Source organism: Mycolicibacterium helvum (genome assembly GCF_010731895.1).
GTDB lineage: Bacteria > Actinomycetota > Actinomycetes > Mycobacteriales > Mycobacteriaceae > Mycobacterium > Mycobacterium helvum.
In genome coordinates this window covers 286945-302095 of the sequence record NZ_AP022596.1, presented here as the reverse complement: position 1 = coordinate 302095, position 15151 = coordinate 286945, and the positions used below count along the sequence as shown (strand labels likewise).

Sequence of the window (15151 nt, the reverse complement as noted above, 5' to 3'; positions counted from 1 at the left end):
CCCTGACTTACAGTTGGATCCATGGATACCGGCGCCCTCATGGAAGTGGCCACGATCATGGCTGCCCAGGAATTATTGCCCGCCAGCCCCAGCGACCTGACCCAAATCCTGCGCAACCCTGCAGAACGTCAGGCGTTGCTCGATCTAGACCACCACGCCTCGTGCGGCGACCTCGTCAGCTACCTGTGCGAGCAAATCGACGTCGGACGCCGCGAATGGTGGTTCAAAGCCCTGTCGGAGACGGTCGAGTCGAACACCGCATGCCCCGTGTTGGCCGGGACGGCTGAATACCCCGCCCGACTGGCTCGGTGCTGGGATGCGCCTCCGGTCTTATTCACCACCGGTGCGGTGCCCGATGGACCCGCGGTAGCGATCATCGGCAGCCGCGAAGCGGGTGATCGCGCATTGTCTGACGCACAGAAACTCGGCTACACGCTGGCCCAGCACCGCGTGGTGGTGATCTCCGGGCTCGCTGCCGGCGTGGACACCCAGGCGCACGCCGGTGCTCTCGAGGCCGACGGCGTCACCATCGCCGTTCTCGGGACTGGCATTCGGCGTGTCTTCCCCGCCGAGAACGGTCCTTTAAGCGAGCGGATACGCCGTGAAGGCGTCCTCATCTCGCAGTTCGCGCCCGACGCGCCGCGCACCGGAACGACGTTTCTACGCCGCAACCATGTCATCGCTGGGCTGTCGGACGTCAGCCTCATCATCGACGGGCGCTGCCGCAGCGGCAGCCGCCACGAGATCGAACAAGCAGTGGCCTACGGCCGACCGGCCCTTCTGTGGGAACCAGTGTTGGCCTCTCAGCCCTGGGCACACGAACTGGTCAGCACCGGGCGGGGCATGTTCGTCAGTTCAACTGACGAGGTCCTGGATCGGATAGGACTCGCGATTTGACCGCGATGCGCCCATCGGCTGAACAGTTGCAGCTGCATGCCCAGACACTCGTGCCGGAGCTGGTATCCCCGCCTCGACCGGGTCCAGGAATTTGTCCGACGTGCCGGACATGGAACGACCAACCAGATCAGACGGTGTGCAGCAACTGCATGCTCGTCGAGGACGTCCTCACCGACGCCGCCGTCACAGTTGACGTCATCACGCTCTACCGCAAACCCTCCCTGCTGCGAGACTGGCTCACCTCATACAAGGGGCGCCCAGACAGCGACGATCCTTACGTCCCGGAGTACGAGCAGAAAATCCAAGCGCTGTTATGGCAGTTCTTCAACGATCACACTGAGCGCCTCATCTCTCGCGGTGGCGGACTCGACTGCATCGTGGTGGTTCCTTCCACCCATCGCCCACCTCCGCACCCACTCGAAAAGGCATTAGCAACAATCGATTTACCCGTGCCAGTGGTTCCGCTGCTCGTCCGTGGTCCTGGTGATCTCGACTTCAACAAGCCTGCAGCGGACGGCTATCGACTGGCCTCCCACCAAACACCCCAGCGGGTGCTGCTGGTTGACGACGTCTACACGACGGGGGCCCACATCAATAGCGCAGCGACGGCCCTGCGCGGGGGAGGACATATCATCACCGGCGCATTCACCATCGCCCGCCGCATACGGACGGAATTCCACCCGGACGCCCAGGCGCTGTGGGATCGACAGATTGCGGCCGGATTCACCTGGTCGACGAGCCCGATCGTCAGCTGACGGCTGGCAGCACCGCCTCGAATTCACGGGATCACACAGAATTTGCTGAAACGCGCTGCATACTCCTACAGCGTGTACATCCACGCTGTACGGACCCGAACAAGAGACCTCGCGCCATGACGTCTTCTCAAACACCGCCGAGCACCTGGCGGCGCACAGACGTGCCCGCCGATCTGGTTTCGGTCCTGCCCGAGCTATTGAACGGCATCGGCGCACTGCGTATCGCATTGATCTATTTGCAGCGACCTTTCTCGCTGCACACCGGGGACCTCACACCGACGGCAGACGAGCTCATACGGGCCGCGCGAATTGAGTACCGCGCCCGAGGATACGGATTCTGGGACAGCCTGCTCACCACCGCCATCCACGCTGACGAGGTAACCCGGCGCGCTCTGCTGTCGCGCGTTATCCAGCACAACGCCGCACCGCCCACGGCCGTCCCAGTCGGGAAGTTCGTCACAGACTTGCGGAAAGGGGCTTTCTTTGGTCTTTCGGCCCGGGATATGGTGTCGCTCAGTTCGCGGATCGAAACCGCGGATGGCTCGGGACATGTTCCCATGCTGGACTTTTCGGTACCGCACAGCTCCAGCGCGGACGACATCGCCATCGAAGTCGCCACGGCCCTCGATATCCGTGGCGGCTACCTCCTACGATCCGGCACCTCCTACCACCTGCTCGGGGACTACTTGCTCAGCTGGGACGAAACAATCGATCTACTCGCACGCGCCCAACTCCTCAGCCCGCTGATCGACCATCGCTGGGCGGCACACCAACTCATCGATCGGTTCTGCGCACTGCGCATCTCCACCGACGACACACGCCATCCCACCACACACATACTGATCGCATCCACGCATGCGGGGGACGTCAGCGTCTGACCTCAGAACCAGCCGCGATGCTGCGATACAACATGAACAACACGGCTCGGCTGCGAAGGGCTACTTTCTTGTCCAATCGGCGAAGATAGCGCTCAGGCTCCCCGTGTCTGCTGGGGTTATTCCGATAAGGCGCAGCTGGTGGCGAGCCGCCAGTTCGATCTTTTCGCGCATCTTTTCGGCGTAAGCCGGGTCGTCGACCATGCCCCACATTTCAATGAATGTTCCGTCGTCGCTGAGTAACCAGTCGGCGCGGCGGCGGGTGTTTGGATTGAGCTGTTCGTCGAACGGATACAACGGTTCTCGCACGTGGTCGATGCCGTGCTCGTGTAGGAAGTCGTCGACAGCTTTCTCGAGCATGGAATAGCACATGTGCCCGTCCATCGCTTTGAGGACCGTGCCACGCGACAGCCGGACACCGTTTTCGGCCAGACCGACGTCGATCAGGATGTGGGTCCATGCGAGTTGTCGGCGCACGATGGCAATACGCAGTATCAGCCTGCGGTCGATGTCGCGTGCTTGCACGGGGTGTTTAGGGTCACCGTGGACGGTGGCCAGTTGGGCCTCGACGAACGCGGCGCCGCCGAACTCGTGGTCCGCGAGGGCCCGCACTGCGACTGTCGCTCGAGGGATGGATCGCTTCTTCAGGTAGCCGTCCGAAAGGCCTTTGTCGGCGATGGCGAGGCAGCGGTGGCAATACGCGAGGGTCTCGGCGCAGATGGGTATGCGAAATCGGCCGGCCGGGCGTCCACAGATCCGGCATGTGCCTAGTTCATCGAGATACGTGTGGTTCGGAAATAGGGCGAGCCGGCGGAGGGTGAGCCTCTCCAACAACTCTGTTGGCTCTTGGCCGGTCTTCCCTTCGGGAGGGGCGAAGCGCTCTAAGTCTTGTTGGTCGAAGAGGTCTTTCGGCACGAGCTCGGCTACGCGCGGGTGCAACTCCCGCACTTTGTAGGGGTGATGATCGTAGGACAGGTCCCGCAGTTCACTTCGATCCACTTGCTGCCACAAGCTCCAACTCTGCTGAGGCAGACCAATTTTCACAACGTCCAGGCCCACGCGGGCTGCGACTAGACAGGTGGGCGCGACGAGCCTCTCGTCCTCAACCCACAGAGTCTTTGTCGTGGGGTTGTAGTGCGCGAACGTGCGTCGAAATATTGGGACTGTCGGGAGGTCAGCTGGCGGGACCCACGTGAAGCTGTGCCCGCCAGCAGCCCATGAAACGAACACGTTTGGTACCTCGTTGGGATCCCATTCCGGGCTCTCAGCGGCTTCTGGTCGTGGCTCTCGGGGCGCTGCTGCCGGGATTCCAAGTTTGTTCAGGCCGTCGAGGACTGCGGCGCGCTGACGGTCATCCTTGAGAAAAAGGCAACCTAGCGCGACCCACCCGATGTGCACGCCGTCGGAGACGACGTTGAGCGTACTGGGTTGTTTGTACACTCCCTCTTCAAGCGTCACGGACAATGCACCAATCTCTATTTCTGCGGTCTCAAACGTCCGCAAGCGGTCGAGCACATGATCGGTGCGCAGACGCCCGAAGTCTTCGATGGCACCGGCCACTTCAGCGGCACTGGGCAAGTCGAGTTTGATATCGGTGTAGGCGCGCTTGAGGTCGCCTGGATTGTCAAAGTCGAGGCCGTCGTAGTCATTGTCACGCACAATGATTGCGGTGCAACCAATCTCGCCGCCGGACCGTTCAGCAAGCCGGCATATGGCGTCGCGTCCGCTGCGTTCGAGTAACCGAACGAACTTGTCGTCTAGAAAGCCAATGTGCCGGACTTCCTTGTCGCCCCCGACGGATTGCGGTGCCGCGACCGACACACGGTCGTAGGGTCCGCCAAGGGGGATGAGGACAACCGGTAACGATATTCGCATCGGACGGCCGGCGGCCGAATTGAACATGGCGACCGCATACCTCCTCAGCCGAAGCACACCTTCACGAAAGGGCTTAAATGACACCGCGCCCTCTGGATCACCCGCTGGCGGAAATGTGACGGTGTGGCCGTCCCACTCGATGTTGTATCCCACCGCGCCTCCAAGGGTTGTCGCCCCGAGCGCCGTCCGATAGTTCATCGGCTGTGCGCGTATCGGTAGCCGCATGACGGCCTAGGTGGCGTGGCCGCGGGCGAAGACTAGCAGGCCTACGCAGCACGCCGACGTTTTGTCGAAGTAACCGAGCGGCCTTGCCGATCTCCGCAGCACCAGTCCGATCCCCGGGGCTTATGGGAGACGGTAGGCGCGGCGTGGCCGAGGCACGCGCCCTTTCATTTGCTGGGCGTCTCCGTTGCCATTTGTGGGCGGGGCGTTGCATGGCGACCCACGCGCTGGCGAGAGGACCAACGACGTGCGTTGGATGGGCGAGGCTCGGCAGGTTTCGGCAGGTGTCACTCAGATAACATCGTGGGTCATTAGTTATGACGCCGAGCGGCCGTCGGAACCTAGGGCGATTCGCCTCAAACCTGAGTTCACTCGCGTTGTTTGCGGACATTGGCTAGGGCAAAACGTTACCCCGGCCTACTCTGACCCTGAATGTCTGATGTTTGCACCATGCCCAAAGAATGTTCATTCGCCATCTGGGGATAGTGAATGACTGTCTCGGAGCCGCGATCGCAGAATGACATACGGTCGGGGGAATCCCAGTCCCGAGTCATCGAGTGACCGCGTGGTCGAGCGCGTCGGAAATTGCAAGTGTGCACTTTGGTCCCAGCACTGTGTTGGAATAGGAGCACCGAGCCGAGGCAACAACGTCTTCGTTTTGCACACTAGACGTCCCTTTTCGGGTCCGGTCAATGCGATCCTTTAACGGTTTGAACCCACTCGTGGAGGTGCCGTGCCACCAAGACCGATGACGCCCTCGAAGGTCACTGCCTGGTTAGAGTGCCCTCACTATCTCACGCTCCGCGGGCAGGTCGACGGCGGCCTCATTGACGACCCCAAACCGGTGTTCGGGTCCTTCGCGCGACTTGTCGCCGACAAAGGGATCGCGCATGAACGCGACTGTCTAGAGAACTACCGCCGTCAAGGCAAGTCGATCCTGGAGGTTCCTCAGCGGCAAGAGGGTGAACGCTTTTCCGACTGGGTCGAGCGGATTGGGAACCCGTTGGCGGGCGTTTACGACGTTTTCTACCAGATGCCATTCATCCACGACGGCATCCAGGGCATCGCCGACTTCGTGATCCGCGGGCACGATTCGGAAACGGGCACAGTCTCGTACGAGCCCGTTGACGCCAAGCTGACTCGCGTCGAAGCCAAGCCAGGACACGTCTTGCAGCTGTGTTTCTACGCCGAAGCCCTCAGGGCGCTCACACACACGCCGGTCAATCGAATGCACCTTTGGTTGGGCTCCGGGCACCTAGAGTCGCTGCGCGTCAATGAGTTCCGGTCGTATTGGCGTCGGTTGCGTACTCAGCTCTCCGAGGCGATCGTGCGCGGACCTGATGCAGCCACGGTCCCACAACCATGTCTGCATTGCGATTACTGCGAGTTCGACTCGGTGTGTGAGGAGCGTTGGCGCAGCGAGGACTCACTGGTCTACGTTGCCGGCATCCGTCAGCGTGACATCACCACTCTGACCGGAGCTGACCTGCCGACGCTGACTCAGCTGGCGGGAGCTACCGATCCCGTCGAGGGCATGAATCCCACGCGGCTGACTCGCTTGGTTGGGCAGGCAGCTCTGCAACTGCAGGCACGCGTCGATCTTGCTGGGCCACCACCGTTTTCGATAATCGCGCCGAGTAATGAACCGGTGTGGGGCCGTGGGCTGGAGCAGTTGCCCGCACCGGACGACGGCGACGTGTTCCTCGACTTTGAGGGTCATCCGTTTTGGCGGCCCGATACTGGGCTGTTCTTTCTCTTCGGACTACTTGAGCGCAACGGTTGCAGTGATTGGACCTATCGGGCGTGGTGGGCCCATGACCAGGGGCAGGAAGCTGACGCGGTTGGAGAGCTGGTCGTCTATCTGCGTGAGCGCCGCAATCTGTACCCGGGCATGCATGTTTATCACTACAACCACACCGAGCGTTCGGCGTTGAGGGGGTTAGCCGAATCCTACGGAGTCACTGAGGCTGAGCTGACCGAACTGGTGGATACTGGCGCGTTTGTGGACCTGTATGCGGTGGCACTCAATAGTTTTCAAGTCGGCGCCGAGTCCTATGGATTGAAATCGCTGGAGCGGCTCGCCAAGTTTCAACGCAGCCACGACATCGACAAGGGCGCCGGGGCCGTTGTCCAATACGAGCAATACATGGTGGACGGCGATGAAGCGACACTGGCACCAATCGCTGCCTACAACGAAGACGACGTCCGCGCGACACGGGCATTGCGGCACTGGCTGCTGGACAATCGCCCAGCTGGCCTGGCCTTCCGCGACGCGGTCACCGAACCCGAACAGGGCATCCCGGAACTCAACGAACGCGTCGTCCGGCTCCACGAGTTTGGTGAGGGCACCCGAGAATTCTTCCTCGGAGACCTGCTGGGCTATTGGTGGCGCGAGTGGAAGGCGTACATCGTCCCCCGAACACTCAAGCTCCAAGCCGACCCTGACGACCTCCTGACAGACCCTGAAGCGTTGGCCTGCATGGAATTTGTCACGCGAATTGAGAGAATCGGCAAACGAGGTCGGCCGATCAGTCCGCTGATGCGGTTCAGCTTCCCGGCCCAGAACTTGGAACGCTTTCCGCGCGGAGGTGGCACAGTCATCTTCCTCGATTTGGATGGCAAGCGGCTGTATTCCACCATCGAGCGCCTGGATCGCGCGTCGGGCGAGGTAGACCTCATCTGGGGGGAGAAGTTGCGCGAATCGGGTTGTGTGCCTGCATCCGTCGTTCTCGACGACTGGGTCGATCCCAAATCGAAGGCCTTGGCTCTACAGGCCTTTGCCGACGACATACTCGCCGGTCGCCCGCCGAACCCTGTCACTGTTGGATTGATTGACCGACAACTCCCGCGTTTCACCGCGGGCGGGCCGGCCGACGGGGTGTTCATCGACGACCTCGTCGACATGACACGATGGGTCACCCAGCTTGACCACAGTTTTGTCGCGATTCAAGGTCCGCCGGGCGCGGGGAAGACCCACAACGCCGCGCACCTCATCTACACGCTGATCACCGCCGGCATGCGGGTCGGAATAACTGCTACAAGCCACGTCGCCATCACCCACCTCTTGCAGAAGGTGATCGCCGTGTTCACTCGGAACGGTCGCCTCATTGACCTACGCGCCGCGCACAAAGGGCCCGAGGGTGTTCCCTCGCCGATCGGAGCCACTAGTGCCACGACGAATGCGGCGTGCGCAGGTTCGAACTTCAACCTCGTTGCAGGAACAACGTGGTTATTCGCGTCGAACGCCATGGCTGCCGAACCGGTCGACGTACTCGTCGTGGACGAGGCAGGCCAAATGTCGCTGGCCGATACGCTCGCTGCATCGCGAGCTGCCCACAACTTGATTGTGCTAGGAGATCCGCTGCAACTGCCTCAAGTCGCCCAAGCGGTCCACCCACGTGGAAGCGGGCGCAGTGTCCTTGAGCACATCGTGGGGGAGAACGTCACCCTGGCCGATGACCGTGGTGTGTTCCTCACGGAGACGTGGCGTATGCACCCGGACGTTTGTGGCTTCATCTCCGAGCAAATCTACGAGGGGCGGCTCACGCACCACCCCGACTGCGAGCGACAATCAACCTCCGCGGGAACAGGTTTGCGATGGCTACAGGCAGCGCACGACGGGAACGGGACCTCTTCGACCGAGGAAGCAGACGTCATCGTCGACCAGATTCGTCAGCTAATCGGCACCGAATGGACCGACTTCGACGGGTGTACGAAACCGCTTATAACAACTGATTTCATGGTCGTCACGCCCTACAACGACCAGGTGCGTGCGATCCGTGACGGGCTCGCGCGGCACGCTGTCACTGCCGGCGTGCCGGTGGGCACGGTGGATAAATTCCAAGGCAAGGAAGCAGCGGTCGTGTTCTTCAGCATGGCGACATCGAGCGGCGAAGACATCGTCCGCGGCATCGACTTCTTGTTTTCGCGTAACCGGTTGAACGTCGCGGTCAGCCGAGCGCGCTGTCTCGCCTATCTGGTGTGCACCGAGGAACTACTCAACACGCGCGCTCGGACCGTCAACGACATGAGGCTGCTGGCGACACTAAATTCTTTTGTCGAGGATGCCTCACGGTATCGACGATGAGCGATCGGATTCCCACGATTCCTCCGAAATGTCCGGTCTCAATGGAGTTGTCACCCGCCAGCTGCGAAGGTGCCAAGTTCACTGAGACGATCGCGGTCAGACTCGTCTCAATGAATTTGTCACTTGCGTAATGGCGGGCATCGATCGCGAAACCTGAGGCGCCGCAGGGGAGCTGGAGATCTTCCTCGCGTCCGAAACTCAGTGGACCTTCGGCAACTCCGTCTGCCATGAGTCGCACCGAGACCCGCGCACTGCCCGAGGCCGCCTAGGGCAGGTGGAGCCGGTTGCCGTGACGTTCGGCGACGGGCATCACCGACGGGGGAGGATGTCATCAAAGGTTGGGGAGCGGAATTACATCAGACTGTCCGTTCTCACTTGACCCGGCGGCCTGATGCAGCGAACCGCCAGGCTGAGTGAGACGCATCGGTGCACGGCCGTCTCATTTGAGCTGGCGGATCGAGCTGATGGCGTGGTGGGCGGGTCGCCGGCTGACCGCGTGAGGATTGGAGACAGGATATGAGACGCCTCCACCTACGATTTCAGTGCGGGGGACAGCACTCACCCTCGCCCTCGCAATCGTCGGGTTCGTGATCGCCGCACTCGTCGCAACTTTCTCGGCGCCGCGCCATACACCCCACCAGCATGAGGAGCCATGTTGACCGTGCTTGGCCCACGGGATCCGGTCCCGTGAGCGAACGCGCCTGCCACACTCACAGCGTGCAAATCACCGAGATCGCGGGGTACCGCGTCATCCGTCAGCTCGGTGCGGGCGGGATGGGGCAGGTGTTCCTCGTGCAGCACCCGCGACTACCGCGGCAGGACGCGCTGAAGCTGCTCGACGCCGGGGTCTCCCGCAACGACGACTTCAAGGTGCGGTTCCAGCGCGAGGCGGACCTGCTCGCTCAGTTGAGCCACCCGAACATCGTCACGCTGCACGACCGCGGCGAGTTCGAGGGCCGGCTGTGGATCACGATGGAGTACATCGACGGCACGGACGCCTCGGAGTTGCTCAGGGTCGACGGTCCGCTGGAACCCGACCTTGCGGTCCAGCTGGTAGGTGCCGCGGCCGCGGGGTTGGACCACGCCTGGCGCAAGCAACGCGTGACGCACCGCGATGTGAAGCCCGCGAACATCTTGGTCGGGATCGACGAGACCGATGGGGCGCCGCAGATTGAGTCGGTGAAGCTCGCGGATTTCGGCATCGCCAAGGCCGCCGGTGAGTCCACCTCGTTGACGTCCACCGGGATGACGATCGGGACGATGCAGTACATCTCGCCGGAGGCGATCGAGGGCGAGGAGGTCGACAACCGGTCGGACATCTACTCCCTAGGCTGCACCGCGTTCCACCTGCTCACCGGGAAGCCGCCGTTCACGGAAACCTCGATCGCCTCGGCGATGTCCGCGCACCTGACCAAGCCGGTGCCGTCCATCACCGCAGCCAACGCGCGCCTTCCGGAGGGTATGGACGCGGTCTTCGAACGGGTGCTGGCGAAGAGCCCCGACGACCGGTACCAGTCCTGTGCGGAGTTCATCACCGCGCTGCAGGAGGCGGCTCGCGGAGAAGTTGCAGCGTTCGCGCCGACCATGGCAGCGGTCACGCAGCCGTCGAACGAGCCGACGCAGGTGCGGAAGGCTGTAGCGAAGGCCTTGCCGCGACCGCAGCCGAAGTCTCGGACGGCGCCTACCGCCGCTGCGGTGCTGGCGACGGTCGCAGTCGCTGCGACGGCGGTCGGCATCTACGCCACCCGTGGTGGGAGCGATGAAGCTGCGGCGCCGGCGGCCAAGACGGCGGAGACTTCGACAACGGCAACCGTGCCCCCGGTGAGCGCGCCGCCGTCATCGGCGCAGGCTGCGCCGCTGCCCGACAACCCATCACCAAACGCAGGCTGCCCAGGCACCGCCACCTCTCACCACGACCTCGAGCATCCGTATGTGGGCCGGATGCGGGTTTTCATCATCCCCCAGACACCGTCGTACGGCGCCGCGGTCGGTGACGGCGCCTGCATCTCTGCTGTGACCGCTGCCGGCTCGGTTCTCATGCCGATTCCCGTCAAGTTCGGCTACGGATTCGAGTTTGCCGAGCCAGCGACCGATCTCACCGGCAATCTCTTCATTCGCTACCACGGCGGCGGAGCGCACAACCCTGCAATGGTTCTGGTGTTGGTCCCGACCGCACAGGGGTTCAGGACCACCGGTGAGGACATGCTCGACACCGAGCTGATCGGTCCCGGCGTCGACGGACGATACGTACTTCGCGAACACCAGAACGACTGCACACCCTCGTGCGCCAACGGGACATGGACCGACAAGGACTTACATTGGGGCGGAGCCGGTTACGTCGGGGAGGACAAGCCGGCAACGCCCGCGGTCACTTCGACCCGCACCGCGGTGACGACGACCACCGCGGCTCCCTTCCTCTACGAAGGCAAGCCGTGCACCCCAGCGGAGTCCGGCGATGTATCACCCGACGGCACGCTGTACTGCAGCATGGAGACGGGTTCGTGGAGAGACAAGACCCACGAGAGTCGGCCGGCGGTCCAGGTCGGGTCGGCGTGCAGCGAGCCGGGGGCGCGCGCCCGTGTCGTGCAGACCGACGGGATCGCCACTTGCAAGGCAGACCTGAACGGTGACCTGGCGTGGGGCTGGTGAGCGCCAGGGCTGGCTGAGGTCGGCGTGTACACCGAACCGCTGGGCTGACGACCTACTCCGCTGAGCCCAAACCCATCTCGGCCCGCGGCAGGATGCGCAGCTCGCCGCGTGCCTCCTGCTTCCTCAGCGCTGAGGCGAGGGATTGATCTGCCCGGGGGATGAGGCCGGCCTGGCCGTTTCTGCGTTTGAGCCAGTCAGAAGGGCGGCTCGGCACCCCATGGATCGGTCTCCTGCGGCAGCGCCTTCGCGGGCAGCGGTAGGTTGGTCACCACGTACAGGTTCACGATGTCGGTTCGGTCCATGAACATGATCTGGCTGCGCTTCGTAGCGTCGAGGGCATTGGCAAGCCAGTTGCGTGCCGCCTTGGTGATCTCGCCACCAGCGACGATGAATGCATGATCGACCAGCACTCGCCGATTGGTTTCAGGGTCAAAAATCTCATGCGCCAGCATCATCAACGCCTGATTGTGGATCTCGGCGATGTTGGCGTTGCCGGTCTTAGTGACGCCGGACGCGTCGAGCTTCCCCTTCTTCGCCTGGATACCGAAGTAAAGACGGTGCTGGGTCGGCAGCGCGTACCGCATCCACACGTCCTTGCCGTATTCAAGTGCCTTGTCCTTATGTCCGACCGCGGTGACGCGGTGAAATCCCAACTGCCGGAACAGAGGTAGTAAAACCTCCTCGATCAGCTCGTCCTCGCTGCAGAAGTCGAGGTATCCCTCGAGCTGGTCGCGGCGCTTCTGCTCGGCCGCTGACAATGGCCGGTGCGGATTGGCCTGCAGAACCGTGACGGTGTTCGAGCCGACGTGTCGCAGGTAGCAGTGCCGGTCATCGCCGTAGAACGCCTCGAACCCCTCACGGGTCAGTACCTCATTGAGCAGTCGCAGCGCGTTGGGGCGGTCGGCACCTTCGTTCATGGCATCTGCCGTGGTCATCAGGTGGTCGATGAGGCGGCAGAACACCTCGGGCGGGTGTGCGGGGCCTTCATGCGGCTCGTCCAGCATCATGTCGATCACGTCAGCCACCCACCGATGTCGGGTCGAACCGTCGTGCTGGTACTCAGTGTCCATGTCGCGGAAGAACTCGGTGATGTACATACTCGACCGGTAGGGGAAGTACTTCGGCTCGACGCCGACGGTCGGGGCATCGGAGCCGACGTTGCCGCAGATCAGGTCTGCGAGCGATTCCGAATTGCGGCGTTTGAACCTCATAATTTTCCCATTATGGCGGGCAGCGCGAAACGAATGCATTGACGACCTAGATGCTGAACACAGACGCCTATCCCCCGCCGGGGGAGCGGTTGCGCTGTTCCCTATGTCCCATCGGAGCCTGGACGACCTCATCCGTAGCCGCTCGCACAAAGCCGAGGCATCGCTTCATCTGATGCATCAATGCGTGCGTCGGTCCGTTGCTCTAGTCAATCGAATGGCGCTGCACCCGAGCAATTCTCGACGCCGAACCGAGATGCCAACAGCGAAAACAGCCGAATCCGAAAGGACACAACGTTGCTGCCAACAACGGTAACTTCATTGCCACAGGGAGTAACGCAACAGACAGTGGACCGGATGATGAAGCAGAGGCAACGATGACGACGACGACATCGGTGGTCACCAAACAACAACACCAACTGTGTTGGGGGACAACACCTCTCGCTTATACTTGACATAAGGTCTGCTATCGGTACGTTGAGTTGAGCAGCTTGCTGTAAGCCGGGTCGACCGTATTTGCAGGCGGCCCAGGCTGATTCGAAATTCAGAGCCATTCGGTTGCGCGGCGGTTCCTCCGGTCCTCATTACGGCATCCTCGAGTAGACAAGCGCCGCCAGGTTGCCAGGCGCTCAGTACATGGTCGATCTGAATGTTCACCGATGCTGGCCCCGCCAACGCGAAAGCCGCCGAAGTACCGGGGTCTCGCTCGGGACTGCTGAGCGATCCCGTCGTTGCGAATCGCCGATGGCCACCGAGACCCTTCGCCGACGACTTCATGCCTGCCTTCCCGATCCAAGAAACCCGGACGATTTGTTGGCTCACGCCCGGTTTGTAACCACACCGGGCGGACTCATAGGGCGGACGGGACAATCTTCGTATGGAACTGATTCTCGTCGTCGTCGGCGCCATCGCTGTAGCGGCGATCGCAAAGCAGCGTGGCCTGGAGCCCGCTCTGATGATCGTCCTCGTCGGCATTGCCGCGTCGTTCCTGCCGGGATTCACCGCACCTGAACTGGACTCACATGTCCTGCTCACCGTGGTGCTGCCGCCGCTGCTGTACTCGGCGGCGCTGGACTTCTCGTTCCCGGCATTCATGCGCAACATCAAACCGATCCTCGGCCTCGGGGTCGCCCTGGTGGTGGTCACCGCCTTCACCGTCGCCGCCGTCTCCGCATGGCTGGTCGTGGTGCCGCTGACCTTCGCGACCGCGCTGGTCCTGGGCGCCATCGTCGCGCCGCCCGACGCTGTCACCGCCGTCGCGGTCGGGCGCAAACTGGGCCTGCCCAAGCGGGTCATGACGATCCTCACCGGCGAGAGCCTGATCAACGATGCCGCCGCGCTGGCGTTGTTTTCGATCGCGGTTGCCCAGGTCGCCGGCACCCACACCTTCATCGACAACCCGCTGCTGTTGTTCGGCTATAGCGCGGTGCTCGGCCCGGCAGTCGGCGTCGCGCTTGGCTACATCACGCTGTGGATCCGCGACCGGCTGAACAGCGCGAGCCTGGAGACGATCCAGGGCCTGGTGGTGCCGTTCGCCGCCTACATCACCGCAGAACGGTTTCATGCTTCGGGAGTGCTGGCCGTGGTGGCCGCCGGGTTCGTCGTCGGCAGCGGAACGCTGAGTGCGGGCTACCAGACCCGGCTGCAAGAGCGCTACGTCTGGCACTCGGTCGACGTGCTGCTGGAGGCGTTCGTGTTCGCCTACATCGGCCTGCATCTGCGGTTCGTCCTAGAAGACCTGCGCGAGGCCTACGAGTCGCTGGTGGAGGTCGGTGTCGCGGCCGCCGTGGTGCTGGCGATCGTGCTGGTGATCCGTCCGCTGTCGGTGTTCGTGATGTTCGGCCGCGGCGTTCTGTTCCGACACGTCGATCGCAAACTGAGTGTGCCGATCCCCGAACGCGGCGGCCGAGGCGCGCTCGGTGTGCGCAAACGAGCGCGGCCACAAGGCAAGTGGCGGTCGATGATCGACCACACCTCGTTGACCTGGCAGGAGAACGTGGTGGTGTCCTGGACCGGGATGCGCGGAGTGGTGACGCTGGCCGCCGCGGCCGGTATCCCGCCGACCATCGCCAGCGGTGAACCGTTTCCGGAGCGCGCCACCATTCAGGCGATCGCCTTCGTCGTGGCCGTCGGCACGCTGCTGCTGCAGGGGTGGACGCTGCCGCCGCTGATCCGCCGGCTCAAGCTGTCGTCGCAGGAGGACGACCGCGCCTACGACCGAGAGGAGACCCTCAAGGCCGAGGGCACGGTCCACGCCGCGGCCGACGAGGTGCTCGCCTGGTTCGAGGCGAATCCGCCCGGAGGCCTCGATCCGCAGGTGCTGACCGACATCCGAAACTGGATCGCCCGGCACTCCAAGGACGCCGACGAGATGCCGGATCCCGAGGAGCACGACCTGCGTGCGGAAGTGTTTTCCACCCTGTATCGCGAGGTGCTGGCTGCCCAGCGGGCCGCGCTGATCAGAGAGCGCGACGCCGGCCAGATCGACGACGAGGCCGTGCGCGCCATGCTCGGGCGCCTCGATCTGCAAGAGGCGAGCGTGACCGCCCGGATGGAGAGCAGACTCTAATCCCCGGGTCGCTT

Annotated in this window: 8 protein-coding genes; 6 read left to right on the top strand and 2 right to left on the bottom strand. The window is 62.9% G+C overall.

What is annotated here, in order from left to right; genetic code table 11:
- Positions 1 to 21 precede the first annotated feature (21 nt).
- The 3 genes from G6N38_RS01395 (at position 22) to G6N38_RS01385 (ending at position 2530) form a co-directional block, all read left to right on the top strand.
- Complete coding sequence (locus G6N38_RS01395; protein WP_163745911.1) at positions 22 to 897, top strand: DNA-processing protein DprA; 876 nt, start codon at positions 22 to 24, stop codon at positions 895 to 897.
- A gap of 149 nt (positions 898 to 1046) precedes the next feature.
- A complete protein-coding gene (locus G6N38_RS01390; RefSeq protein ID WP_246227593.1) occupies positions 1047 to 1652 on the top strand; it encodes an amidophosphoribosyltransferase in 606 nt (201 codons plus the stop codon).
- Positions 1653 to 1768: 116 nt separating this feature from the next.
- Complete coding sequence (locus G6N38_RS01385) at positions 1769 to 2530, top strand: primase 1D-like protein (RefSeq protein ID WP_163745910.1); 762 nt, start codon at positions 1769 to 1771, stop codon at positions 2528 to 2530.
- A gap of 60 nt (positions 2531 to 2590) precedes the next feature.
- Here the strand turns inward: G6N38_RS01385 and G6N38_RS01380 are convergent, their stop codons facing one another.
- Positions 2591 to 4555 (bottom strand): hypothetical protein, encoded by a 1965-nt coding sequence (locus G6N38_RS01380; protein ID WP_163745909.1) that lies wholly within the window; start codon positions 4553 to 4555, stop codon positions 2591 to 2593.
- An 817-nt stretch (positions 4556 to 5372) separates the two neighbouring features.
- Here G6N38_RS01380 and G6N38_RS01375 point away from each other — a divergent pair.
- Both G6N38_RS01375 and G6N38_RS30530 read left to right on the top strand, forming a co-directional pair.
- Positions 5373 to 8711, top strand: a complete 3339-nt coding sequence (locus G6N38_RS01375) for a TM0106 family RecB-like putative nuclease (RefSeq protein ID WP_163745908.1) — start codon at positions 5373 to 5375, stop codon at positions 8709 to 8711.
- 717 nt (positions 8712 to 9428) lie between these two features.
- Positions 9429 to 11360, top strand: a complete 1932-nt coding sequence (locus G6N38_RS30530; RefSeq protein WP_246227589.1) for a serine/threonine-protein kinase — start codon at positions 9429 to 9431, stop codon at positions 11358 to 11360.
- Between the two features lie 194 nt (positions 11361 to 11554).
- Here the strand turns inward: G6N38_RS30530 and G6N38_RS01365 are convergent, their stop codons facing one another.
- Positions 11555 to 12571: a PDDEXK family nuclease gene (locus G6N38_RS01365; RefSeq protein WP_163745907.1), complete on the bottom strand. Its 1017-nt coding sequence runs from the start codon at positions 12569 to 12571 to the stop codon at positions 11555 to 11557.
- Between the two features lie 874 nt (positions 12572 to 13445).
- Here G6N38_RS01365 and G6N38_RS01360 point away from each other — a divergent pair.
- Complete coding sequence (locus tag G6N38_RS01360) at positions 13446 to 15137, top strand: cation:proton antiporter (protein ID WP_163745906.1); 1692 nt, start codon at positions 13446 to 13448, stop codon at positions 15135 to 15137.
- Positions 15138 to 15151: the final 14 nt, after the last annotated feature.